The organism is Micromonospora sp. NPDC003241, assembly GCF_053589795.1.
In genome coordinates, this window is sequence record NZ_JBSFSO010000003.1 from 153383 (window position 1) to 175019 (window position 21637).

At 72.8% G+C, this 21637-nt stretch carries 21 protein-coding genes; 14 read left to right on the forward strand and 7 right to left on the reverse strand.

What is annotated here, in order from left to right; all coding sequences use genetic code 11:
* Positions 1-49: 49 nt before the first annotated feature.
* From ACWDVW_RS04005 to ACWDVW_RS04015, 3 genes are all read left to right on the forward strand, one after another.
* Positions 50-268, forward strand: a complete 219-nt coding sequence (locus ACWDVW_RS04005) for a DUF3039 domain-containing protein (RefSeq protein ID WP_449944499.1) — start codon at positions 50-52, stop codon at positions 266-268.
* 40 nt (positions 269-308) lie between these two features.
* Complete coding sequence (locus ACWDVW_RS04010) at positions 309-962, forward strand: trimeric intracellular cation channel family protein (protein WP_449944501.1); 654 nt, start codon at positions 309-311, stop codon at positions 960-962.
* A 286-nt stretch (positions 963-1248) separates the two neighbouring features.
* Positions 1249-2973 (forward strand): DEAD/DEAH box helicase, encoded by a 1725-nt coding sequence (locus ACWDVW_RS04015; protein WP_449944503.1) that lies wholly within the window; start codon positions 1249-1251, stop codon positions 2971-2973.
* Between the two features lie 256 nt (positions 2974-3229).
* Here ACWDVW_RS04015 and ACWDVW_RS04020 read toward each other — a convergent pair whose 3' ends face one another.
* Both ACWDVW_RS04020 and ACWDVW_RS04025 read right to left on the reverse strand, forming a co-directional pair.
* Positions 3230-3463, reverse strand: coding sequence for a DUF7455 domain-containing protein (locus ACWDVW_RS04020; protein ID WP_117226588.1), 234 nt, complete (start codon positions 3461-3463; stop codon positions 3230-3232).
* 243 nt (positions 3464-3706) lie between these two features.
* Complete coding sequence (locus ACWDVW_RS04025; protein WP_449944507.1) at positions 3707-5305, reverse strand: RNA polymerase sigma factor; 1599 nt, start codon at positions 5303-5305, stop codon at positions 3707-3709.
* A gap of 287 nt (positions 5306-5592) precedes the next feature.
* Here ACWDVW_RS04025 and ACWDVW_RS04030 point away from each other — a divergent pair, with 287 nt between their 5' ends.
* Positions 5593-6414: an inositol monophosphatase family protein gene (locus tag ACWDVW_RS04030; protein WP_449944509.1), complete on the forward strand. Its 822-nt coding sequence runs from the start codon at positions 5593-5595 to the stop codon at positions 6412-6414.
* A 94-nt stretch (positions 6415-6508) separates the two neighbouring features.
* Here ACWDVW_RS04030 and ACWDVW_RS04035 read toward each other — a convergent pair whose 3' ends face one another.
* A complete protein-coding gene (locus tag ACWDVW_RS04035) occupies positions 6509-7024 on the reverse strand; it encodes a LytR C-terminal domain-containing protein (protein WP_350693926.1) in 516 nt (171 codons plus the stop codon).
* A 431-nt stretch (positions 7025-7455) separates the two neighbouring features.
* Here ACWDVW_RS04035 and ACWDVW_RS04040 point away from each other — a divergent pair, with 431 nt between their 5' ends.
* Both ACWDVW_RS04040 and ACWDVW_RS04045 read left to right on the forward strand, forming a co-directional pair.
* A complete protein-coding gene (locus tag ACWDVW_RS04040; RefSeq protein WP_007075406.1) occupies positions 7456-7752 on the forward strand; it encodes a DUF4193 domain-containing protein in 297 nt (98 codons plus the stop codon).
* A 222-nt stretch (positions 7753-7974) separates the two neighbouring features.
* Positions 7975-8829, forward strand: a complete 855-nt coding sequence (locus ACWDVW_RS04045; protein WP_449944512.1) for a hypothetical protein — start codon at positions 7975-7977, stop codon at positions 8827-8829.
* 96 nt (positions 8830-8925) lie between these two features.
* On the opposite strand, the gene ACWDVW_RS04050 is transcribed toward ACWDVW_RS04045, so the two are convergent.
* On the reverse strand, positions 8926-9417 hold the full coding sequence (locus ACWDVW_RS04050) for a DUF3093 domain-containing protein (RefSeq protein WP_449944515.1): 492 nt from the start codon (positions 9415-9417) through the stop codon (positions 8926-8928).
* An 85-nt stretch (positions 9418-9502) separates the two neighbouring features.
* On the opposite strand from ACWDVW_RS04050, the gene dut reads away from it, so the two are divergent.
* The 4 genes from dut to ACWDVW_RS04070 all read left to right on the forward strand — a co-directional run bounded on the left by dut (position 9503) and on the right by ACWDVW_RS04070 (position 11921).
* A complete protein-coding gene (dut, locus tag ACWDVW_RS04055; RefSeq protein WP_350693932.1) occupies positions 9503-10033 on the forward strand; it encodes a dUTP diphosphatase in 531 nt (176 codons plus the stop codon).
* A complete protein-coding gene (locus tag ACWDVW_RS04060; protein ID WP_449944518.1) occupies positions 10030-10698 on the forward strand; it encodes a DUF3710 domain-containing protein in 669 nt (222 codons plus the stop codon). Before dut ends, ACWDVW_RS04060 begins: the two co-directional genes overlap by 4 nt.
* Positions 10699-10828: 130 nt before the next feature.
* A complete protein-coding gene (locus ACWDVW_RS04065) occupies positions 10829-11209 on the forward strand; it encodes an OB-fold nucleic acid binding domain-containing protein (RefSeq protein ID WP_396745032.1) in 381 nt (126 codons plus the stop codon).
* Between the two features lie 31 nt (positions 11210-11240).
* Positions 11241-11921 (forward strand): DUF3159 domain-containing protein, encoded by a 681-nt coding sequence (locus ACWDVW_RS04070; RefSeq protein WP_449944522.1) that lies wholly within the window; start codon positions 11241-11243, stop codon positions 11919-11921.
* Positions 11922-11934: 13 nt separating this feature from the next.
* Here the strand turns inward: ACWDVW_RS04070 and ACWDVW_RS04075 are convergent, their stop codons facing one another.
* On the reverse strand, positions 11935-12624 hold the full coding sequence (locus ACWDVW_RS04075; RefSeq protein WP_131056112.1) for a potassium channel family protein: 690 nt from the start codon (positions 12622-12624) through the stop codon (positions 11935-11937).
* A gap of 1 nt (position 12625) precedes the next feature.
* Entirely contained in the window at positions 12626-13288 is a 663-nt protein-coding gene (locus tag ACWDVW_RS04080; RefSeq protein WP_396745026.1) for a potassium channel family protein, read from the reverse strand.
* Positions 13289-13440: 152 nt separating this feature from the next.
* Between ACWDVW_RS04080 and ACWDVW_RS04085 the strand changes: the two genes are divergently transcribed.
* The 4 genes from ACWDVW_RS04085 (at position 13441) to dxs (ending at position 20115) form a co-directional block, all read left to right on the forward strand.
* Entirely contained in the window at positions 13441-15516 is a 2076-nt protein-coding gene (locus tag ACWDVW_RS04085) for an APC family permease (protein ID WP_449944526.1), read from the forward strand.
* On the forward strand, positions 15513-16877 hold the full coding sequence (locus ACWDVW_RS04090) for a class I SAM-dependent RNA methyltransferase (RefSeq protein ID WP_449944528.1): 1365 nt from the start codon (positions 15513-15515) through the stop codon (positions 16875-16877). The genes ACWDVW_RS04085 and ACWDVW_RS04090 overlap by 4 nt, the downstream gene beginning before the upstream one ends.
* Positions 16878-16913: 36 nt before the next feature.
* Positions 16914-18086: an anhydro-N-acetylmuramic acid kinase gene (locus tag ACWDVW_RS04095; protein WP_449944531.1), complete on the forward strand. Its 1173-nt coding sequence runs from the start codon at positions 16914-16916 to the stop codon at positions 18084-18086.
* A gap of 70 nt (positions 18087-18156) precedes the next feature.
* Positions 18157-20115, forward strand: a complete 1959-nt coding sequence (dxs, locus tag ACWDVW_RS04100; protein WP_449944534.1) for a 1-deoxy-D-xylulose-5-phosphate synthase — start codon at positions 18157-18159, stop codon at positions 20113-20115.
* A 144-nt stretch (positions 20116-20259) separates the two neighbouring features.
* On the opposite strand, the gene ACWDVW_RS04105 is transcribed toward dxs, so the two are convergent.
* Positions 20260-21456 carry a hypothetical protein gene (locus tag ACWDVW_RS04105; protein ID WP_449944536.1) on the reverse strand — a complete coding sequence of 399 codons (1197 nt, stop codon included), beginning with the start codon at positions 21454-21456 and terminating at the stop codon, positions 20260-20262.
* Between the last annotated feature and the right edge of the window lie 181 nt (positions 21457-21637).

Here is a 21637-nt window from a genome sequence, read left to right on the forward strand (position 1 = left end):
GGACCGGGGCCACAGTGACCTGCCAGACTTGACGGTCGGAGGTGCAGACGTGAGCACAGAGGTCCTCGAGCGTCCCGAGCTGAAGGACGCCGACACCGGCCCGGAGATGTTCCACTACGTCCGGAAGGAAAAGATCGCCGAGAGTGCCGTCATGGGCACCTTCGTCGTGGCGCTGTGCGGAGAGAAGTTCCCGGTGACGAAGACCCCCAAGAAGGGTTCGCCGGTCTGCCCCAAGTGCAAGGAGATCTACGACTCGTACCGCGAGTGACCTCGGGCCGACCGCCCGTACGCCCGCGTAACCTGCGGCGGTGACCACCTCCACCGCCCTGCTCCTGGCCGACCTGGCCGGGGTCGCGGTCTTCGCCGCCTCGGGAGCCTCTGCGGCGGTCGCCAAGCGACTCGACCTGTTCGGCGTGGTCTTCGTCGGTTTCGTCGCCGCCCTCGGCGGCGGGATCTTCCGTGACCTGGTCATCAACGAGGCGCCGCCGCTGGCCTTTGGCGACTGGCGGTACGCGACCACGGCCGCGCTGACCGCCGGGGCGATCTTCTGGCTGCACCCGCAGTTCGCCCGGCTGCGTACCACCGTTCTGGTGCTGGACGCGGCCGGGCTCGGCCTGTTCACCGTCGTCGGCACCCTCAAGGCGCTCGGAGCCGGAGTGCCGGCCGTCGGCGCCTGCCTGATCGGGATGCTCACCGCGATCGGCGGCGGCCTGGTCCGTGACCTGCTCACCGGTGAGATACCGGTGGTGCTGCGGCGGGAGATCTACGCGCTCGCGGCGCTTGTCGGCGCGATCGTGGTCGCGGTCCTGCACGGCCTCGACCGCACCGGCCCGGTCCCGCTCACCGCCGCGGCGGTGCTGGTCTTCGGTATACGTCTGGTGGCGCTGCGGCGACGGTGGTCGGCGCCGGTGGCGACACTGCGCCCGCCCCGTACCGGGGCGTCCGGGCCGCCGCCGGAGTGACCCCCGCCACTCCGGCCGTCCCGGCGCGGCGGGGGCGGCGTCGCGGACGCGGTGCGGCGGCCGACGTGGCGCGCGACCTGCACGGTGGCCGTCGCGGCCGGGCAGTGGCGAAGGGCACCGGACGGCCGGTGTGGCGTCGCGTGGGGCCGGTCGCCGGTCCTGGTTATGCTGAGTCGGCCTTCGCGGCTTCTTCTGCGCGGAGGCGTTTTCGTGGGGCGACTACCGCGCCCCCGGCCCGGGTCCGCCGGCCTGCGGTCGGGACACTGCGGTCGGAGAGGAGCGAGCCGTGGCACCCCGGACGCCGGCGCTCGAGACGTTCCCGCCCCTACGGGCCTGGCAACGCAAGGCGATGGTGGAGTACCTACGCCGTCGCAGCGAGGACTTCACCGCGGTCGCCACCCCTGGCGCCGGTAAGACCACCTTCGCCCTGCGGATCGCCGCCGAACTCCTCGCGGACGGCACCGTCGAGGCGGTGACCGTGGTGGCGCCGACCGAGCATCTGAAGACCCAGTGGGCGGACGCGGCGGCCCGGATCGGCATCCAGCTCGACGCCGCGTTCCGTAACGCCGACCTGCACTCGTCGACGGACTTCCACGGTGCGGTGATCACCTACGCACAGGTCGGTATGGCGCCGCACGTGCACCGGCGGCGCACCATGACCCGGCGCACCCTGGTCATCCTCGACGAGATCCACCACGCCGGCGACTCCCGCACCTGGGGCGACGGGGTGAAGGCCGCCTTCGAGCCCGCCGTACGCCGGCTGATGCTGACCGGTACGCCGTTCCGCTCCGACGACAACCCGATCCCGTTCGTCGAGTACGAGCGGGGCGGGGACGGGCTGCTGCGGTCCCGGGCCGACTCGGTGTACGGCTACAGCGACGCCCTGCGCGACGGTGTGGTGCGGCCGGTGCTGTTCCTGGCGTACTCGGGGGAGACCCGGTGGCGTACCAACGCCGGGGAGGAGTTGTCGGCCCGGCTGGGCGAGCCGATGACCCAGGATCTGGTCGCCCAGGCATGGCGTACCGCCCTGGACCCGGCCGGCGACTGGATGCCGCAGGTGCTGCGGGCCGCCGACGCCCGACTGACCGTGCTGCGCGAGGCGGGCATGCCCGACGCGGCGGGTCTGGTGATCGCCACCGACCAGCAGTCCGCGCGCTCGTACGCCAAGCTCATCGAGCAGGTCACCGGGGAGAAGGCGGCTGTCGTACTCTCCGACGACGTGGGCGCTTCGGCCCGGATCGCGACGTTCGCGGCGTCCGAGCAACGCTGGATGGTCGCGGTGCGGATGGTCTCCGAAGGGGTCGACATCCCCCGGCTGGCCGTCGGCGTCTACGCGACCAGTGCCAGCACCCCGCTGTACTTCGCGCAGGCGATCGGGCGGTTCGTCCGGGCCCGCCGCCCGGGGGAGACCGCCTCGGTGTTCCTGCCCAGCGTCCCGCACCTGCTCGGGCTGGCCAGCGAGATGGAGGCCGAGCGGGACCACGTGCTCGGCAAGCCGAAGGACCGCGAGGGCTTCGACGACGACCTCCTGGAGCGGGCCCAGCGCGACGACCAGGCCAGCGGCGAGCTGGAGAAGCGGTTCGCGGCGCTGTCCGCCACCGCCGAGCTGGATCAGGTGATCTTCGACGGCGCCTCGTTCGGCACCGCCGCCCAGGCCGGCACCCCCGAGGAGGAGGAGTACCTGGGCCTGCCCGGGCTGCTCACCTCGGAGCAGGTGGCGGAGCTGCTGTCCAAGCGGCAGTCCGCGCAACTGGCGGCCCGCAAGCGCTGCGCGACCGAGCGACCGGCCGAACCGGCGGCACCGCCCGCGCCGGCACCGATGAACGCCGCACAGCGCCGAGTCGCGCTACGCCGTCAGCTCAACGCCCTGGTGGCCGCCCAGCACCACCGCACCGGCCAACCGCACGGAAAGATCCACGCCGAGCTCCGCCGCCTCTGCGGTGGCCCGCCCAGCGCCCAGGCCACCATCGAACAGCTCGAAGAACGCATAGCCACCGTCCAGACCCTCTAACCCCACCCACCCTCCCCACCCACCCACCCACCCTCTCCCTCCCTCCCCACCCACCCCACCCACGACGCCCCCGCCGACGCGGTTGATCAAGAGGTTTGCGTCGGGGTGAGTCGGCGATCGTGGCCCAAACCTCTTGATCACCCGCGTCAGGCGGGTGGGGTGGGTGGGGGAGGGAGGGAGAGGGAGGGGGTGGGGGTAAACGGAGCCGGCCGGAGGCCCTTGCGGGGCCTCCGGCCGGCTGTGTGTCTCGTGGGTTCTAGTTGGCCATCAGGTCGGCGCCGCGCCAGGTGAACTCCGGGTCCGTCGCGAACCGTACGGTGATCTTCACGAGATCTTCCGCGTACTTGTTGGCGTGGTGCCCACAGAACACCAGCTCACTGCCACCCGAGAGGGTGATCCGGAGCTTGCCGGCGGCATTGCAGCGGTCGCACCGTTCATCGGCGGCCGGGGGGCTCACCGTCTCGGGCGGCGGCGTGAGGGTCGGGGTCATCGCCTTCCTCCTCTGGTCGTCACCGATGAACACTCTCTTCGGTCTTGGTCACCTATCGTGCAACACCCTTGCAGGGCCTCGCCTTCCCTGTGTGCCCGCGGGGGACCGAGGTCACACCTGGCACGGACAGTGTGCCGTGCACCCAGGGTGCCACGTCAACGATCACATTCGTGCAACCACCTGATCACCATCCGGCGTTGACGCCTGGTGGTCAAAACGACACGATCAGTTGACGCGAGCTGATCAGTCGAGATAATCCCGGAGTACCTGGGAACGCGACGGGTGCCGCAGCTTGGACATCGTCTTGGACTCGATCTGCCGGATCCGCTCCCGGGTCACCCCGTAGACCTGCCCGATCTCGTCCAGCGTGCGCGGCTGGCCGTCGGTCAGGCCGAAACGCAGGCGGACCACGCCCGCCTCCCGCTCGGACAGCGTCTGGAGCACCTGCTGGAGCTGGTCCTGGAGCAGCGAGAAGGACACCGCGTCGACCGCGACGACCGCCTCCGAGTCCTCGATGAAGTCACCGAGCTGGCTGTCGCCCTCGTCGCCGATGGTCTGGTCGAGCGAGATGGGCTCCCGGGCGTACTGCTGGATCTCCAGCACCTTCTCCGGTGTGATGTCCATCTCCTTGGCCAGCTCCTCCGGAGTGGGCTCACGGCCCAGGTCCTGGAGCAGCTCGCGCTGTATCCGGCCCAGCTTGTTGATCACCTCGACCATGTGCACCGGGATGCGGATGGTGCGGGCCTGGTCGGCCATGGCGCGGGTGATGGCCTGGCGGATCCACCAGGTGGCGTAGGTGGAGAATTTGTAGCCCTTGGTGTAGTCGAATTTCTCGACGGCGCGGATGAGGCCGAGGTTGCCTTCCTGGATGAGGTCGAGGAAGGCCATGCCACGGCCCGTGTACCGCTTGGCGAGCGAGACGACCAGGCGGAGGTTGGCCTCCAGCAGGTGGTTCTTGGCGCGCTCGCCGTCGCGGGAGATCCAGAGCAGGTCGCGCTGCATCTCGCGGACGAGCTTCTCCTCGCCCTCGTCGGCCGCGCGCAGCCGCTCGGCGGCGTAGAGCCCGGCCTCGATCCGCTTGGCCAGCTCCACCTCCTGCTCGGCGTTGAGCAGCGGCACCTTGCCGATCTGCTTGAGGTACGCCCGGACGGAGTCGGCCGACGCGGTCAGCTCGGCGTCGCGGCGCGCCTGCTTGAGCGCCTCGGACTCCTCGTCGTCCCACTCGAAGTCGTTGTCGGTGGCCGAGCTCGCCGCGTCGGCCTCGGCGGCCCGGGTCAGCTCGGCCGGCTCCTCGACCACCACGTCCTCGATCTCGGCGGCGAGCTCCTCGGGGTCGACCTCACCCTCGGCGCCCTCGCCCTTGCCGGTGGCCTTGGCCGGCTTGGCGCCGGTCGCGGCGGCCACCGTCGCCTTGGTGGCCCGGGTGGACTTCTTGGCGGGCGCGACGGCCTTGGCCACGTCGGCGGTGGTGCCGGCGGCCTTGCGCGCGGTCGCCTTGCGGGGTGCCGGTGCCGGCGCTTCGTCGGCGGCGGCTGCCTGCTTCGGGGCGGGCGGCGCCGCCTTCTTGGTGGTCTTGGCGGTGGTGGCCCGGGAGGCGGGAGTCGCGGAGCGGGCGGCGGCGACCCGGCGGCGGGTGCTGGCCGAACCGTCGACCACCACGGTCACCCCGGCCTCGGAGAGCGCCCGCAGGATCTTCTTGGCCTGGGCCGGAGTCACCTCGGCGGACTCGACGGTGCGCGCGAGCTGGGCCGACGTGAGCTGGCCGCCGGCGCTCTGCGCGTGGGCGATCAGGGTGTCGGTGAGCGAGCGAACGTCGGCGCCGGTCTGGCGGGGTTCTGTCACGAATGACCTTCCGGAGGCGAAGAGCGAGCACGGCCGGGATCGTCCGGCGCAGCGTGGGGCACCACGCCGGGCGATGTGGTTGAGGAACCCCCGTGTCCCCGGCCGACCGGTCGTCCGGTCGCCCGTGGCGGTGGGCAGGGGTGAATTGTAACGCCGTCTGCGGCGATCATCCTGCGCCGCACGGCTGACCGGCGGTCGAGACCGCCGATTCGGTGCACATCTGGACTTTGTAAGGATGATACCCGCGCAGGACTCGGAAACCCGGCCGTGCGGGAAGGGGACGGACGATGGACCGCTCGACGCCGCAGCCAGGGCAGTTGTTGGAGATCGCGATCGAGGTGGCGCGGGAGGCGGCGACCACCGCGTACCGGATGAGGGTCGAGGGCGTCTCCGTGGCGGCCACCAAGAGCACCGCCACCGACGTGGTGACGGCGGCCGACCGGGCGGTGGAGCGCCAGATCGTCGACGCGCTGCGCCGGCGACGCCCGGACGACGCGGTGCTGGGCGAGGAGTACGGCGCGACGGAGCGCGGCACGGCCGCACCGGCGCGGGTGCGGTGGATCGTGGATCCGATCGACGGCACGGTCAACTACCTGTACGGACTGGCCCACTGCGCGGTGTCGATCGCCGCGGAGGTGGACGGCAAGGTCGTGGCGGGGGTGGTGCGCAACATCCACACCGGCGAGGAGTGGACCGCGACGGCCGGCGGCGGTGCCTGGCGGGACGGCCGGCGGCTGCGCGGCTCGACCGAGACCGACCTCGGGCAGACGCTCGTGATCACCGGCTTCGGCTACGACCCGGCTCGACGTGCCCACCAGGCCCGGGTGGTGACCGAGCTGATCGCGCACGTCCGGGACATCCGTCGACTCGGCGCCGCCGCCGTCGACCTCTGCCTGGTCGCCGAGGGGCGGGCCGACGCGTTCTACGAGAAGGGCCTGGCGGACTGGGACCGGGCGGCCGGCGGGCTGGTGGCCACCGAGGCCGGCCTGCGGATCGGCGGTATCGACGGGCAGGGCCCCGGGCCGGACATGGTCATCGCCGCGCCGCCGGAGCTGTTCGCGCCCCTGCACGACCGGCTGGCCGCGCTGGACGCCTCCGGCGGTCCGTGATCGTCCGGCCGGGTGAGCCGAAGTCGGGACGCTCGGCCGATCAGATTCGGCCCGCCCGGCTCGTCCGGTCCACCCGGTCGGACCGATCCGTCGGTCAGTCCTCGACCGGCATCGGGCAGGTGCCCGGCGGGGCCACCGGCGAACCGAGGTCGCCGAGGGACTGGTTGACCTCGGTGGTGGTCGCCAGTTGCCGGAAGCCGTTGCCGAGGATCACGTCCACCACGTCGTCCTCGCGCTTGGCGTCGTACTCGTACTCGGCGTTGTTCAGGAAGTACGCCCGCAGCAGGTGGGCGGAGCCGACGCCCTTTGGGCCGTACCGCAGCACCGCCACGTCGTCGACCTGCTTCTTCTGGTTGCCTTCCTTCTGGACCTGGAAGTCGCGGTTGCGGAACTCGTCGCCCACGCTGCCGGCCAACCCGGGGCGGTCGGTGGCGTTCAACACTTTGATCTTGACGTCCTTGCGCTCGCGCAACGTCACGTCGGCGCGGGGCCAGTCCTCCGGGCAACCCTGGGCGGAGCCCGCGTTACCCTGGGTGTCCTTGACGAGGGCGACGACCACGAAGACCAGGGCGACCACCGCCAGCATGCCGACGACAACGAGTGCTCGCACTCGCGCAAAGCTCATCAGGGCGCTCCCGGGCGATGGATGGGTGGCAGCGGCCGTCGGCGTGGGGGCCGTCCCGCCGGCCGCCGGGTACGCCGCTGAGGTTAACGGTTGTCCGACCGTCGCGTGGAAACAGTCCGACATACCGGCGCGCCACCCTGGAACCGGGTACTACTACCCCTATCTTCGTGTCGCCTGAGTCACATTGGGAACAACTTCCCGTGCAGGGGCGTACATCTCAGCCACGAGGGCGGTATACATGCCTCGCCCAAGGGGGGGTAGGTTCCGCGCTCGTCGGGGAGATCCTCTGGCGGTCTGGCCCACGCAGTCGTCGGGTCGGGTGGCCGACACTTGCGGTGGCCGGCCAGCGGAACCGAAACAGCGTCGTCCGGCGTTACAACCGGAAGCGACAACATCGAAATGGGAGAGTGAAACCGATGGCCACCGACTACGACGCCCCGCGCCGCGACGAGGTCGACCTCGGCGAGGACAGCCTCGAAGAGCTCAAGGCCCGGCGCGTCGACTCACAGTCGGGTGCCGTGGACGTCGACGAGGCGGAGGTGGCGGAGAGCTTCGAGCTGCCCGGCGCCGACCTCGCCGACGAGGAGCTCACGGTCAAGGTGCTACCGATGCAGCAGGACGAGTTCCGCTGTGCCCGGTGTTTCCTGGTGCACCACCGCAGCCAGCTTGCGGTCGAGCGCAACGGCGAGTTGATCTGCCGTGAGTGTGTCTGACCGACGGCCCGACACCACCACCACAGCGGCGGCTCCGGCACGGAGCCGCCGCTACCCGGCTCGGCGAGCGGTGACGCCCGAGACCTGATTCACTCGTGAGGTGACGTGCCACGTGGTGGCCGTCAGCCGGGGGAGGTCAGGCATGGGCGCGCGGCGGCGGTCGAGTCATCGGTCCCGTACCGCGGTGTCGCGTGGCGGCACGGAGGGCAGCGGAGTGGCGGCATGAGCGAGCCGAACGCGAACGGGCGGGACGTGAACGGGCGGGACGCGGACGAGCAGAGTACGGACCAGCGGGGTACGGACGACCTGGGCGCGACGGTGGTCGCGCTGACCGCCGACGACGTCGAGCCGGCGAAACGCCGCCAGTTGCTCGGTCGGCTGGTGGGGCAGGCCCGGGCCCGGGGCATCGGTGACCTGTTCAAGCCGAAGGCGGCCGTGCGCTGGATGGTCGACACCGTCGCCGAGATCGCCCCGCACGTACCGATCCGGGATCTGGCCACCCTGCGCCGACACTTCCCGGGCCTGGACGACGAGCAGTTGGCCGACCGGCTGGTGCGTAACGCGTCCCGGGCTACGGCGGGGATCGGCGCGGCCGGCGGCGGCGCCTCCGCGGTGCAGTGGACGGTCACCCCGAGCCTGCTGTCCGCGCCGGTGCTGCTGGCCGCCGAGACGGTCACCGTGGTGGCGATCGAGCTGAAGCTGACCGGCGAGCTGCACGAGATCTACGGCGTGCCGCTGCCCAGCGGCGGCACCGAACGCACGGTCGCCCTGGTGCAGGCGTGGGCCAACCGGCGCGGGGTCAACCCGATGATGCCGGGCGTGGGGGTGGGCGCCGTGCTCGGCACCGCCGCCCGCCACGAGCTGCGGGACACCCTGCTCAAGCGGTTCGGTCGTAACCTGACCACGCTCGGGCCCTTCCTGACCGGCGCGGCGGTGGCGAGTTTTCTGAACCGGCGGGCCACCCGGGCGCTCGCCGACGAGCTCCGCACCGACCTGCGCCGCCAGCGGCGGGCGCTGCCCGACGGGCCGCCAGCGCCGCCCGCGCCCGGTGGTCCGCCCGCGCTGCCCGCTTCCTGACCGACCTCCCCGCACGACGGCTGAGCCCCGGAACAGCGTCGGCGGCGGCCCTGAAAGCGTCGAGGAGGCCCGAGCGCGCCCGGGGTGGGGTGGGAGTCAGCGTGCCGCGTCGCGGGCGGCCAGGAGCGCCTCGGCGAGTTCGACCGGGCGTCGGGAACTGACCACCCAGAACGGGGTGGGGTCGTCCGGGTCGTCGAGGACCACCTGGACCGCGCCGGAGATCCACGGCCGCTGCACCACGAAGGCCAGCGGGTCGGCGGCGACACCGAGCACCTCACGCCGCCCGTCGGCGTCCAACGCGACGGCGTCGGCGACGAAGCGCACCGGCAGCCGCGCGTCGTCGACCTGAAGCTCCCCGCCGGTCACCGCGACCCGGATCCGGCCCAGCCACGCCATGGTCGCCAGCGCGAGCGGGACGAGCACCGCGAACGGCAGCCAGGCGCGGACGCCGGCCGCGCCCATCCAGACCTCCACCGAGAGCAGCGCGGCGACCGCGATCCCGGCCGGCCACAGCCACCAGGGCAGACGGAGCCGTTCGGCGTACGTCGGGGGCGCCGTGGTGGGGGAGGGGGACGGTGACGTGCTCACTCGGCCAGGGTACGGCGCGCGGCGGGCCGGGTACCGGGCAGGATGGCAGGGTCACCCCCAGCGGAACGGACGAAAGAGGTAGACCGTGACCGACCTGGTGCCCGTGCCGGTACGGCAACTCGACCCCGAGCTGCCGCTGCCGGCGTACTCGCATCCCGGTGACGCCGGTGCCGACCTGGTGGCCGCCGCCGACGTCGAGTTGCCGCCCGGCGGCCGGGCGTTGGTGCCGACCGGCGTGGCGATCGCGTTGCCCGAGGGGTACGTGGGCCTGGTCCACCCCCGATCGGGGCTCGCGGCCAGACTCGGCGTGACGGTGCTCAACGCGCCCGGTACGGTCGACGCCGGCTACCGGGGTGAGATCCTGGTCAACCTGATCAACCATGATCGGGCCGCACCGGTGAAGATCTCGCGGGGCGACCGGATCGCGCAACTCGTTGTGCAGCGGGTGGAACGGGCGGCCTTCCGGCCGGTGGCCGAGCTGCCCGCGTCCGGACGCGGGACCGGCGGGCACGGCTCCACCGGCGGACACGTCGGGCTGGTGCCGCCGCCGGCCACGGACGGCGTGGACGGAAGAGATGGCACGGTGAGTGCGAACAGCGGAGGGTGGACGCAGTGATCTTCTCCCGAAAGCGGGCCGCGGGACGGCACGCCCGTGACGAGCGAGCCACGGACGCGCTCCAGACGGTCGACGGCGCCGAGTCGGCGTCGGAGGGACCGGCGCGCGGGCCGTACGACGTCTCCGAGGCGCCGGACGGGGTGCAGCGACTCGACCTGGGCAGCCTGCAGATCCCGGCGATCCCCGAGGTGGAGGTGCGGGTGCAGGCCGACCCGCAGGGGGTGATCCAGCAGGTCGTGCTGGTGCACGGGCCGAGCGCCCTGCAACTCGGTGTCTTCGCCGCGCCGCGCTCCGAGGGGATCTGGGAGGAAGTGCGCGAGGAGATCCGCAAGTCGTTGTTCAACGACGGCGCCGCCGCCCAGGAGGTCGTCGGCGAGTACGGCACCGAGCTGCACGCCCGGGTGCGTACCGAGGACGGGCTGACCGACCTGCGGTTCGTCGGTGTCGACGGGCCGCGGTGGATGGTCCGGGCGGTGTACCAGGGTGCGGCGGCCACCGACCCGGACGCCGCCGGTCCGCTGGCCGACTGCCTCAACGGCCTGGTCGTCGACCGGGGACAGGAGGCCAAGCCGGTGCGGGAACCGCTGCCGCTGCGCCTGCCCCGCGAGGCGGCCGATCAGGCCGAGGCCGGTGCCGAGACGGCGCCGGCACCCGGTACGCGCTGAGCCCGGCTCCGGCGAAGGCGTCGGAACGGCCCGGACCGGCGTACGCTGGCGTGAACCGTTCCGGCGCCGCCGGGAGCACGGCGGGTGCCGGAGACGTCCCGGCCGGCGTGGATGGGGTGACGCGGAGGTCATGGGCACCGGCGAGGGTCGGGGTTCGCTGCGGCGGATGCTGCGACGGCTCACCGCCAGCGAGGCCGAGATCGAGGCCCAGCAGTTGCAGCGGGACAGCGCCCGGTGCGGCGGTGTCCCGGCGGCGCAGTGTGCCCGGGGCCAGGTGGCGTCGGTCACCGGCCGCCTGCGTACGGTGGTCTACACGCCGCGCACCAACCAGCCGGCACTGGAGGCCGACCTCTACGACGGCAGTGACGTCGTGACGCTGGTCTGGCTGGGGCAGCGGCGCATCACCGGCATCGAACCCGGGCGACACCTGACCGCCAAGGGGCGGATCGCGGTGCGGGACGACCGCAAGGTGATCTACAACCCGTACTACGAGTTGGAGCCGTCGACGTGACTGCGCGGGCGCGGCGGATGAAAGGCGGGCGATGACCACCGGACAGCACCCGGCCACCCAGCCGGAGACCGAGCCGACCGACGAGGAGCGGCTGCCGACCGTCGCCGAGCAGATGGCCGACCAGCTCGGCGGATGGCGGGGGCTGGTCGAGTCCAGCATCCCGGTGGTCGTCTTCGTGGTGGTCAACATCCTCGGCGAACTGCGTCCCGCGGTGATCGCGTCGGTGGGTGTGGCGGTCCTGATCGGCGTGCTGCGGCTGGCCCAGCGCCGGCCGGTGCGCCACGCGGTCAACGGGTTGTTCGGCATCGGCATCGGTGCCGCCATCGCCTGGCGGACCGGCGAGGCCCGCGACTTCTATCTGCCCGGCATCCTCTACGGCATCGGTTACGGAGTGGCGCTGCTGGTCTCGGCGGCGATCCGGCAACCCCTGGTCGGCTGGCTGTGGTCGGTGCTGGTGGCCAAGGGCAGCTCCGAGTGGCGCGACGACCCGAAGCTGGTGCGTACCTTCACCGGCCTGACCGTGCTGTGGGGCGTGGTCTGGTTGGCCAAGGTCGGCGTGCAGGCCGGGCTCTACCTGGCGCAGCAGGACACCGCGCTGGGCGTGGCCCGGCTCGCGTTGGGCTACCCGCCGTACGTGCTGCTGTTGCTGATTACGGTCTGGACCGTCCGGCGGGTCTCGCGGGAGCCGGAGCCGACGCCGCTGCCGAGCTGACCCGGGCGGCGGCTCAGCGCGACTCGCGGGTGCGCTCGACGCTGTCCGGGCCGAGGATCACCGCGCGTACCGCGTCCTCCATCTCGGCGGTGCACACGAAAATCAGCTCGTCGCCGGCCTCGACCGGGTCGTCGGGGCTGGGCACCAGGACCCGCTTGCCGCGCAGGATGGCCACCAGCGCGGCGTCCCGGGGCAGCGGCACCGCCCGCAGCGGCTGCCCGACGTAGGGCGCGGTCGGCGGCAGCGTGATCTCGACGAGGTTGGCCTCACCCTGCCGGAAGGTCATCAGGCGGACCAGGTCGCCGACGGTCACCGCCTCCTCGACCAGGGCGGCCATCACGCGCGGCTTGCTGACCGCCACGTCCACGCCCCACTGCTCGGTGAAGAGCCACTCGTTCTCGGCCCGGTTGACGCGGGCGACCACCCGGGGCACCGCGAACTCGGTCTTGGCCAGCAGCGAGACCACGAGGTTGGCCTTGTCGTCGCCGGTGGCGGCGACCACCACGTCACAACCGGCGAGGTCGGCCTGCTCCAGGCTGGTCAGCTCGCAGGCGTCGGCCAGTACCCACTGCGCGTCCGGGACCCGCTCCGGCCGCAGCTTCCGCCGCTGCCGCTCGATGAGCATCACCTGGTGGCCGTTCTCGATCAGCTCCTGGGCGATCGAGCGGCCCACGTTGCCGGCACCGGCGATGGCGACCCGCATGTCACTGTCCCCCTTCCGGCGCCGCCGCCGTGGCGGTGACCGTGGCCACCATGTCGTCGGTGACCAGCATGAAGACCTGATCGCCCTCCTGCACCACGCTGGAACCGGTGGACAGCGTGCCGATGCCGAAGCGGATCAGGTACGCCACCCGGGCCCCGGTGGCCTCCTCCAGCGCCCGGACCGGTCGACCGATCCAGTCCTCGTGCACCGGCACCTCGATGATCGAGACCGTGCTGGTCGGGTCGCGGAAGATCTCCACGTTGCCCTCCGGCAGCAGGTGTCGCAGCATCCGGTCGGCGGTCCAGCGGACGGTGGCCACGGTGGGGATGCCGAGGCGCTCGAAGACCTGGGCGCGACGCTGGTCGTAGATGCGGGCCGCGACCCGGGACACGCCGAACGTCTCGCGGGCCAGCCGGGCCGAGATGATGTTGGAGTTGTCGCCGCTGGAGACGGCGGCGAAGGCGTCGGCCCGCTCGATGCCGGCCTCGCGCAGCACGTCGCCGTCGAAACCGGCCCCGGTGACCGTGATCCCGGCGAAGTCCGGCCCCAGCCGGCGGAACGCCTCGGCGTCGTGGTCGATCACCGCCACCGAGTGCCCCCGGGCTTCGAGGCTGTGCGCCAGGGTCGACCCGACCCGGCCACACCCCATGATCACGATATGCACGCTTCCTCCCACGGTGCGTACCGCCGCGCCTCGTCGCCTGCGAGCCTGCCACGTCGGCGTCGCGGACGGGGACCGACGGTACTCCGGCCTCGGGAGCGGCTGCGGGCGACCACCGCGCGTCCCGGGCGACAGCGGTCGTACGCTTGGCGGTTGTGGCCCGATCCACCTCCCTGTTGAAGCGGCTGCTCGTCGGTCGACCGTTCCGGTCCGACCGCCTCAAGCACACCCTCCTACCGAAGCGCATCGCCCTGCCCGTCTTCGCCTCGGACGCGCTGTCCAGCGTGGCGTACGCGCCGGACGAGATCCTTCTGATGCTCTCCATCGCGGGGGCCTCGGCCTTCGTGTTCTCGCCGTGGGTGGCCCTCGGCGTCGTCGTGGTGATGCTGACCGTGGTGGCCAGCTACCGGCAGAACGTGCACGCCTACCCCTCGGGCGGCGGCGACTACGAGGTGGCCACGGTCAACCTCGGCCCACGGGCCGGGGTCGGGGTGGCCAGCGCCCTGCTGGTCGACTACGTGCTGACGGTCGCCGTGTCGGTCTCCTCCGGGGTGGCCAACCTCGGCTCGGTGATCCCGTTCGTGGCGACCCACAAGGTGCTGATCGCGGTCTGCGCGGTGGTCCTGCTCACCGCGGTCAACCTGCGGGGGCTCAAGGAGGCGGGCAGCGCGTTCGCCATCCCCACGTACGGCTTCATGATCGTCATCATCGGCATGATCCTCACCGGGCTGGTCCGGATCGTGGTGCTCGGTGAGGACCTGCGCGCACCCAGCGCCGACCTGGTGATCGCCGCCGAGTGGCACGACACCACCGGCTGGGCGATGGCGTTCCTGCTGCTGCGCAGCTTCTCCTCCGGATGTGCCGCGCTCACCGGCGTGGAGGCGATCTCCAACGGGGTGCCGGCGTTCAAGGCCCCCAAGAGCCGCAACGCCGCCACCACGCTGCTGATGCTCGGCCTGGTCGCGGTGACCATGCTGGTCGGCATCGTCTGGCTGGCCCGGCTCACCGGGTTGCAGTTCGTCGAGGACCCGGGCCACCAGATCGTCGGGGGCCCGGACGGGTACGTGCAGAAGACCGTCACCGCGCAGCTCGCCGAGACCATCTTCGGATCCGGCTCGATCCTGGGGTTCCTGGTGGTCGGGGTGACCGCCACGATCCTCTTCGTGGCCGCGAACACCGCCTTCACCGGCTTCCCGGTACTCGGCTCGATCCTGGCCCAGGACCGCTACCTGCCCCGGCAACTGCACACCCGGGGCGACCGGCTGGCCTTCTCCAACGGCATCCTGTTCCTGGCCGCCTTCGCGATCGTGCTGATCGTCGGCTTCCAGGCCGAGGTGACCAAGCTCATCCAGCTCTACATCGTCGGGGTCTTCGTCTCGTTCACGCTCTCCCAGGCCGGCATGATCCGGCACTGGAACCGGCTGCTGCGCACCGAACGCGATCCCCGGGTGCGGTCCCGGATGGTCCGTTCCCGGGCGATCAACACGTTCGGCATGGCGATGACCGGAACGGTGCTGGTCATCGTGCTGATCACCAAGTTCCTGCTGGGTGCCTGGATCGCGATCGTCGCGATGGGCGTGATCTATCTGCTGATGCTGGCCATCCGTCGGCACTACGACCGGGTCGCGGTGGAACTGACCCCGGACGACGGTCGCCCGGTGCTGCCCGCCCGTAACCACGCGATCGTGCTGGTCAGCAAGCTGCACCAGCCGACCCTGCGGGCGGTCGCGTACGCGCAGGCCACCCGGCCGGACACGCTGACCGCGGTGACCGTCAACGTGGACGACACCGACACCCGGCAGTTGCAGGCGGACTGGGAGCGGCGGGAGGTGCCGATCACGCTGACCGTGATCGACTCGCCGTACCGGGAGATCACCCGGCCGATCCTGAACTACGTGGCGGGGGTCCGCCGCGAGTCACCGCGCGACGTGGTCACCGTCTTCATCCCCGAGTACGTGGTCGGCCGCTGGTGGGAGAACCTGTTGCACAACCAGAGCGCGTTGCGGCTCAAGGGCCGCCTGCTCTTCGAACCGGGAGTGATGGTGACCAGTGTGCCGTGGCAGCTCGCCTCGACCGCCGGCAAGGACCTGGACCGGATGGACGCCACGCTGAGCCGGGGACCGGCCCGGGGGCCCCGGGTGACGCCGCGCAGCACGCTGCCGCCGAACGTCCCGCCGGCCGGCTCGGTGGCGTCCCGCGACGGCGAGACGCCGGGCGGTGAGCCGCGATGAGCGGGCCGACGCCGCACACCCCCGCCGCGCGCTGGGACGACACCGCCGACGGACCGACCGACGGTGGCCTGACCGCCGGTGGTCCGGCTGGCGGTGGCCTGGCCGGCGCCGGTGGTCCCGTCGGCGGCGGGTTGGAGGAGGCCCAGCGGGTCGAGCTGACCGTCGCGGCGGTCGCGCCCGGTGGCCACTGCGTGGCCCGGGCCGACGGGCAGGTGGTCTTCGTCCGGCACGCGCTGCCCGGCGAACGGGTGGTGGCCGAGGTGACCGAGGTGCACCGGGGATTCGTCCGGGCCGACGCGGTGACCGTGCTGGAGCCCGCCGCGCAGCGGGTCACCCCGCCCTGCCCGTACGCCCGGCCGGGCCAGTGCGGCGGGTGCGACCTGCAACACGTCACCCCGCAGGCCCAACTCGACTGGAAGACCACGGTCGTCCGCGAGCAACTCGTCCGGATCGGCGGCCTCGACGAGGCCGCCTGCGACGCGCTGGGCGTCCGGGTCGAGGCGCTACCCGGCGGGCCGCTGGGCTGGCGCTCCCGGGTCCGCTACGCGGTCGACGCGGCGGGCCGGGCCGGGCTGCTCAAACACCGCTCACACGAGGTGGTGCCGATCGACCGCTGCCTGATCGCCCACCCGGCCGTGCAGGACCTGCCGGTGCTCACCTCTTCCGGTAGGCGGTGGCCGGACGACGAGGCGGTGGAGACGGTCGCGTCCACCGGCGGGGACGTGACGGTGACCGCCGTCGCGGCCGGGCGTACCCGGATCGTCAGCGGCCCGAAGCGGGTGCGCGAGCGGGCCGTGGGCCGGGAGTGGGCGCTGCCCGCCTCGTCCTTCTGGCAGGTGCACCCGGCGGCGGCGGACACGCTTGTCGACGCGGTGCGGGAGTTGACCGACCCGCAGCCGGGCGAGACCGCCTGGGACCTCTACGGCGGGGCCGGACTCTTCGCCGCCGCGCTGGCCGAACGGGTCGGCGAGTCCGGCCGGGTCACGCTGGTCGAGGCGGCCGGTGACGGCGTCACGGCGGCCCGGGAGAACCTGCGCGACCTGCCCCGGGTGGAGGTGGTGGCGGCCCGGGTGGAGACCGCGCTGGCCCGCCGCCGGATCACCGGCCCGGTCGACGTGGTGGTGCTCGATCCGCCTCGGTCGGGCGCCGGTGCCCGGGTGGTGCGCGACGTGGTCGCCGCCGGGCCGCGTGCCGTCGCCTACGTGGCCTGCGACCCGGCCGCGTTCGCCCGGGACCTGCGGGTCTTCACCGGGCTGGGCTGGCGGTTGGCGGCGCTGCGCGGCTACGACCTCTTCCCGATGACCCAGCACGTGGAGCTGGTCGGGCTGCTGGTCCCCGACCTCGCCGGGCAGACCACCTAGCCCGACCTCTCCGGGCAGACCACCTAGCCTGGGCCGGTGAAGATCGTCGGGCTGATGTCGGGGACCTCCTACGACGGGGTGGACGTGGCGGTGGCCGAGTTCACCGTCGAGGGCGACACGCTGTGGCTGCGGCCGCTCGGACACCGGGGGCTGACCTACGACGACGCGCTGCGCGCCGCGATCGGGGCGGTGCTGCCGCCGGGCACGACCACGATCGCCGACGTGTGCCGGCTGGACAACCGGTTGGGCGAGGTGTTCGCCGAGGCGGCGGCCGTCGGCCTGGAGCTGGCCGGGGGCGGCGTCGACGTGGTGGTGTCGCCGGGGCAGACGGTCTTCCACTGGGTCGAGGGCGGCCGGGCCCGGGGCACCCTGCAACTGGGTGCGGTGGCCCGGGTGGCCGCCCGGGTCGGCGTACCGGTCCTCGCCGACCTGCGCTCGGCGGACGTCGCCGCCGGTGGTCAGGGCGCGCCGCTGGTGCCGGCCTTCGACGCCCTGCTGCTGGCCGGTGACGATCCGGCGCCGCGCGCGGCGTTGAACCTGGGCGGCATCGCGAACCTCACCGTGGTCTCGGCCGGATCGCCGGTGCTCGGGTACGACGTGGGTCCGGCCAACGCGCTGCTCGACGCCGCCGCCGAGCGGTTGCTGGGGGCGCCCTGCGACCGGGACGGTGCCCGGGCGGCGGCCGGTCGGGTGCACGCCGGACTGCTCGCCGAGCTGCTGGCCGAGCCGTACTACGCCGCCCCGGCGCCCAAGTCGACCGGCCGGGAGCTGTTCCACGCCGGGTACCTCGATCGGCGGCTGGCGGCTCTGGCGGGGCCGGTGGCCGTCGACGACGTCTTCGCCACGCTGACCGAGCTGACCGCACGGACGGTGACCGACGCCTGCGACCGGCACCGGGTGACCGAGGTGGTCGCCGCCGGTGGCGGGGTCCGCAACCGCACGCTGTGGCGTCGGCTCGCCGAACTCGGCGCCGGGCGTCCGCTGCGTACCACCGACGAGCTGGGCGTCCCGGCGCAGGCCAAGGAGGCGTACGCCTTCGCGCTGCTGGGGTGGCTGTCCTGGCACGGGCTGCCGGGAGCGCTGCCCTCGGTGACCGGGGCGGGCCGGGCCACCGTGCTCGGCTCCTGGACGCCGGCCGGTCCGCCGGCCCGGTCCGCCACCGCGCCGGCCGGGGTGCTGCCGCCACGCCGACTACGGGTGCGGGCCTGACCTGGCGGTCAGGGTGGGGGCGCGGTGACCCGGGCTGCGAGGTGTGCGGAGGCCGATAGACTCTGCGGTCATGAGTGTTGAAGAGGACACGGCCAACCAGGGCCGGCTGCTGGCCACGGTGCACGGTCCCCAGGACGTCAAGCGGATGTCCGCCAGCGAACTGGACATCCTCAGCGCCGAGATCCGTGACTTCCTGGTCGCCAAGGTGTCCCGCACCGGGGGTCACATCGGCCCCAACCTGGGCGTGGTGGAGCTCACCCTCGCCATGCACCGGGTCTTCGACTCTCCCCGGGACCGGCTGCTGTTCGACACCGGTCACCAGGCGTACGTTCACAAGATCATTACCGGCCGCCAGGAGGGCTTCGACCAGCTGCGTCAGCGCGGGGGGCTCTCCGGTTACCCGAGCCGGGCCGAGAGCGACCACGACATCATCGAGAACTCGCACGCCTCCACCGCCCTGTCATATGCCGACGGCCTGGCCAAGGCGTACGCGCTGCGGGGCGAGGCACGCAGCGTGGTCGCCGTGGTCGGCGACGGGGCGCTGACCGGCGGCATGTGCTGGGAGGCGCTGAACAACATCGCCTCCGCCGGCAACCCGCTGGTGATCGTGGTCAACGACAACGGGCGCTCGTACGCGCCGACCATCGGTGGCCTCGCCGACCACCTCTCGACGCTGCGGCTGAACCCGGGCTACGAGAAGGTCCTCGACACGGTCAAGGACGCCCTCGGCTCGACGCCGCTGGTCGGCAAGCCGATGTACGAGGTGCTGCACGCGGTCAAGAAGGGCATCAAGGACGCCGTCGCGCCGCAGGCGATGTTCGAGGACCTCGGCATCAAGTACGTCGGTCCGGTCGACGGGCACGACGTGGCCGCCGTCGAGACCGCGCTGCGCGCCGCGAAGAACTTCGGCGGCCCGGTGATCGTGCACGCGGTCACCCGCAAGGGCTACGGCTACCGCCCCGCCGAGGAGGACGAGGCGGACTGCTTCCACGGGCCGGGCGCCTTCGACATCGCCACCGGCAAGGCCACCGCCGCGCCGTCGGTGAAGTGGACGAACGTGTTCGGCGACGAGCTGGTCGCGATCGCCGACGAGCGGCCCGACGTGGTGGGCATCACCGCCGCGATGGCCGAGCCGACCGGCATCGCGAAGCTGGCCCGCAAATACCCCGAGCGCACCTACGACGTGGGCATCGCCGAGCAGCACGCGGTCACCTCGGCGGCCGGCCTGGCGCTCGGCGGGCTGCACCCGGTGGTGGGGGTCTACGCGACCTTCCTCAACCGGGCCTTCGACCAGGTCCTGCTGGACGTGGCGATGCACAAGCTGCCGGTCACCTTCGTGCTGGACCGGGCCGGCATCACCGGCCCGGACGGGCCGAGCCACTACGGCATCTGGGACATGTCGGTCTTCGGGGTGGTGCCGGGCCTGCGGATGGCGGCCCCCCGTGACGCCGCCACGCTGCGCGAGGAGCTGCGCGAGGCGGTCGCCGTCGACGACGGACCGACCGTGCTGCGCTACCCGACCGGTGCGGTCGCCGCCGACCTGCCCGCGATCCGCCGGATCGGCACGGTCGACGTACTGGCCGAGTCGGCGCGTACCGACGTGCTGCTCGTCGCGGTGGGCGCCTTCGGCCAGCTCGGCATGGAGGTCGCCGCCCGGGTCGCCGAGCAGGGCTACGGGGTCACCGTGGTGGACCCGCGCTGGGTGCGTCCGGTCCCGGCCGAGCTGGTCGAGCTGGCCGCCGGGCACCGCCTGGTGGTCACCGTCGAGGACGGCGTCCGGCTGGGCGGCGTCGGGGACGCGCTCGCCCAGGCCATGCGGGACGCGGGCGTCCAGGTGCCGCTGCGCGACCTGGGCGTACCGGCCGACTGGCACCCGCACGGCACCCGCGCGCAGATCCTGGCCGACCTCGGCCTGACCGCGCAGGACGTGGCGCGCGACGTCACCGGCTGGATCTCCCGCCTGGAGACCACCCCGGTCGACCCGGCCCGCCTGACCTCCGAGAGCACCCCCACCCCCTCCGCCAACTGACCCGTCCGCGCCTCTCGCGCTCGGCCCTCAGGGCGGCCCGTGGCCGACACCACCCGCACACTGCCGTTACCGGCGTGCGGGTGGTGCCTCACGCCGCCGATCAGTGGGGAGAGCGACCCGTGGGGAGTGCGTGGCGCGTGGGGGTCAGCGGCGGTGGCCGGCGGAGCGGTAGTGCGTCTTGTCGTCGGCGGCGAGGCTGAAGGTCTCGCTGCGCTCCGGCAGCGGCGCCACCACCAGGCCGGGACGGTCGAGCAGGCGGGTCGTGTCCGGCGGCACCGACAGCGTGGTGTCCTTGGTGGCGCGCCAGCTCAGCACGACCAGCGGCTGACCGGGCACCGGCAGCTCGTAGACCTGCAACGGGGTGGTCCGGTCGGCGGGGGAGAGCACCGTCGGGCCGCCGTCCGCCGGTCGGTAGACCAGCGCGGTCATCGTGCCGTCGGCGGTGTCCCAGCTGAGCTGCTCCAGCTCCGCCGGTTCACCGCCGTCGAGCGCCAACTCGCCGAGGGTCCGCACGGCGACCTTCGACTTCGGCCAGGACGCCGGCACCGAATCCGGGGTGTCCCGGTCGCCGACGCGCCGGATGACGCTGCCGAACGGGCCGTCCTCGCCGGCCAGCGCACAGGTGTCCAGGTCGGCCAGGGCCCGTCGGCCCGCGCCGCTGTCGTCGCGGACCAGCGGATACCGGGGGTTCGCGGTGCCGGTGCCGAGATCCAGCAGCCGGTCGGCGGCACGTCCCCGGGGCAGTGACTCGGTGGAGCGCAGCGTGGCGGTCACCGGCACCGCCTCGCACTGCGGCACGTCGACCGGGTCGGTCAGGCCGTCGGTGGCCGCAACGGCACGGCCGTTCGGGCCGACCAGCCGCCGGACCCGCTCCGAGGTGAGATAGCGCCGCCCCTCGGCGGTCTGCACCGGCAGCACGTCGGAGTAGACGAGATAGCCGGGGTCGGTGTACTCGGTGGCCTGGCTGACCTCGTACCCGCCGTCGCCGCCGCCGAGCTGGAGCAGCCAGGACGCGGCCTGGCCGGGCACCGACGCGGCCACCAGGGCCAGCGGGGCGCCGTCGACCTCGCCGGAGAAGAGGATGCCGGAGGAGGGTACGTGCACCCGGTCGTCGATCGGTGAACGCCACTCACGGACCGCCTCGGTCACCGCGGCGGTGGCCGCCGCGTCCTCGACCAGCGAGCCGCGAGGCGGCCACACCGTCAGCGACCCGTCCATGCTGTCGTAGCCGACCCGGAGGTCCTGCGGCCGACGCTCGGCGACCGGGCCGCAGGCGGTGACGGCGAGCAGCAGACCGGACAGGCCGGTGGCGGTCAAGCCGCGCCAGCGGGCTGGAGCCACCTGTCACGCCCCCGATCACATCGGCCGTCGTTTCGCTGGGCAATACTACGAGACGCCGGGCCGTCGGCTCGCGCCGCCTCACGCTGCGTCGCCCGGGCGGTACACCGGCCACAGGGGACGCCGCGTCGACTTGGGAGCTATTTCCCCACTCGGGTAGACTCCGCCGACTGTGACGCCTGCT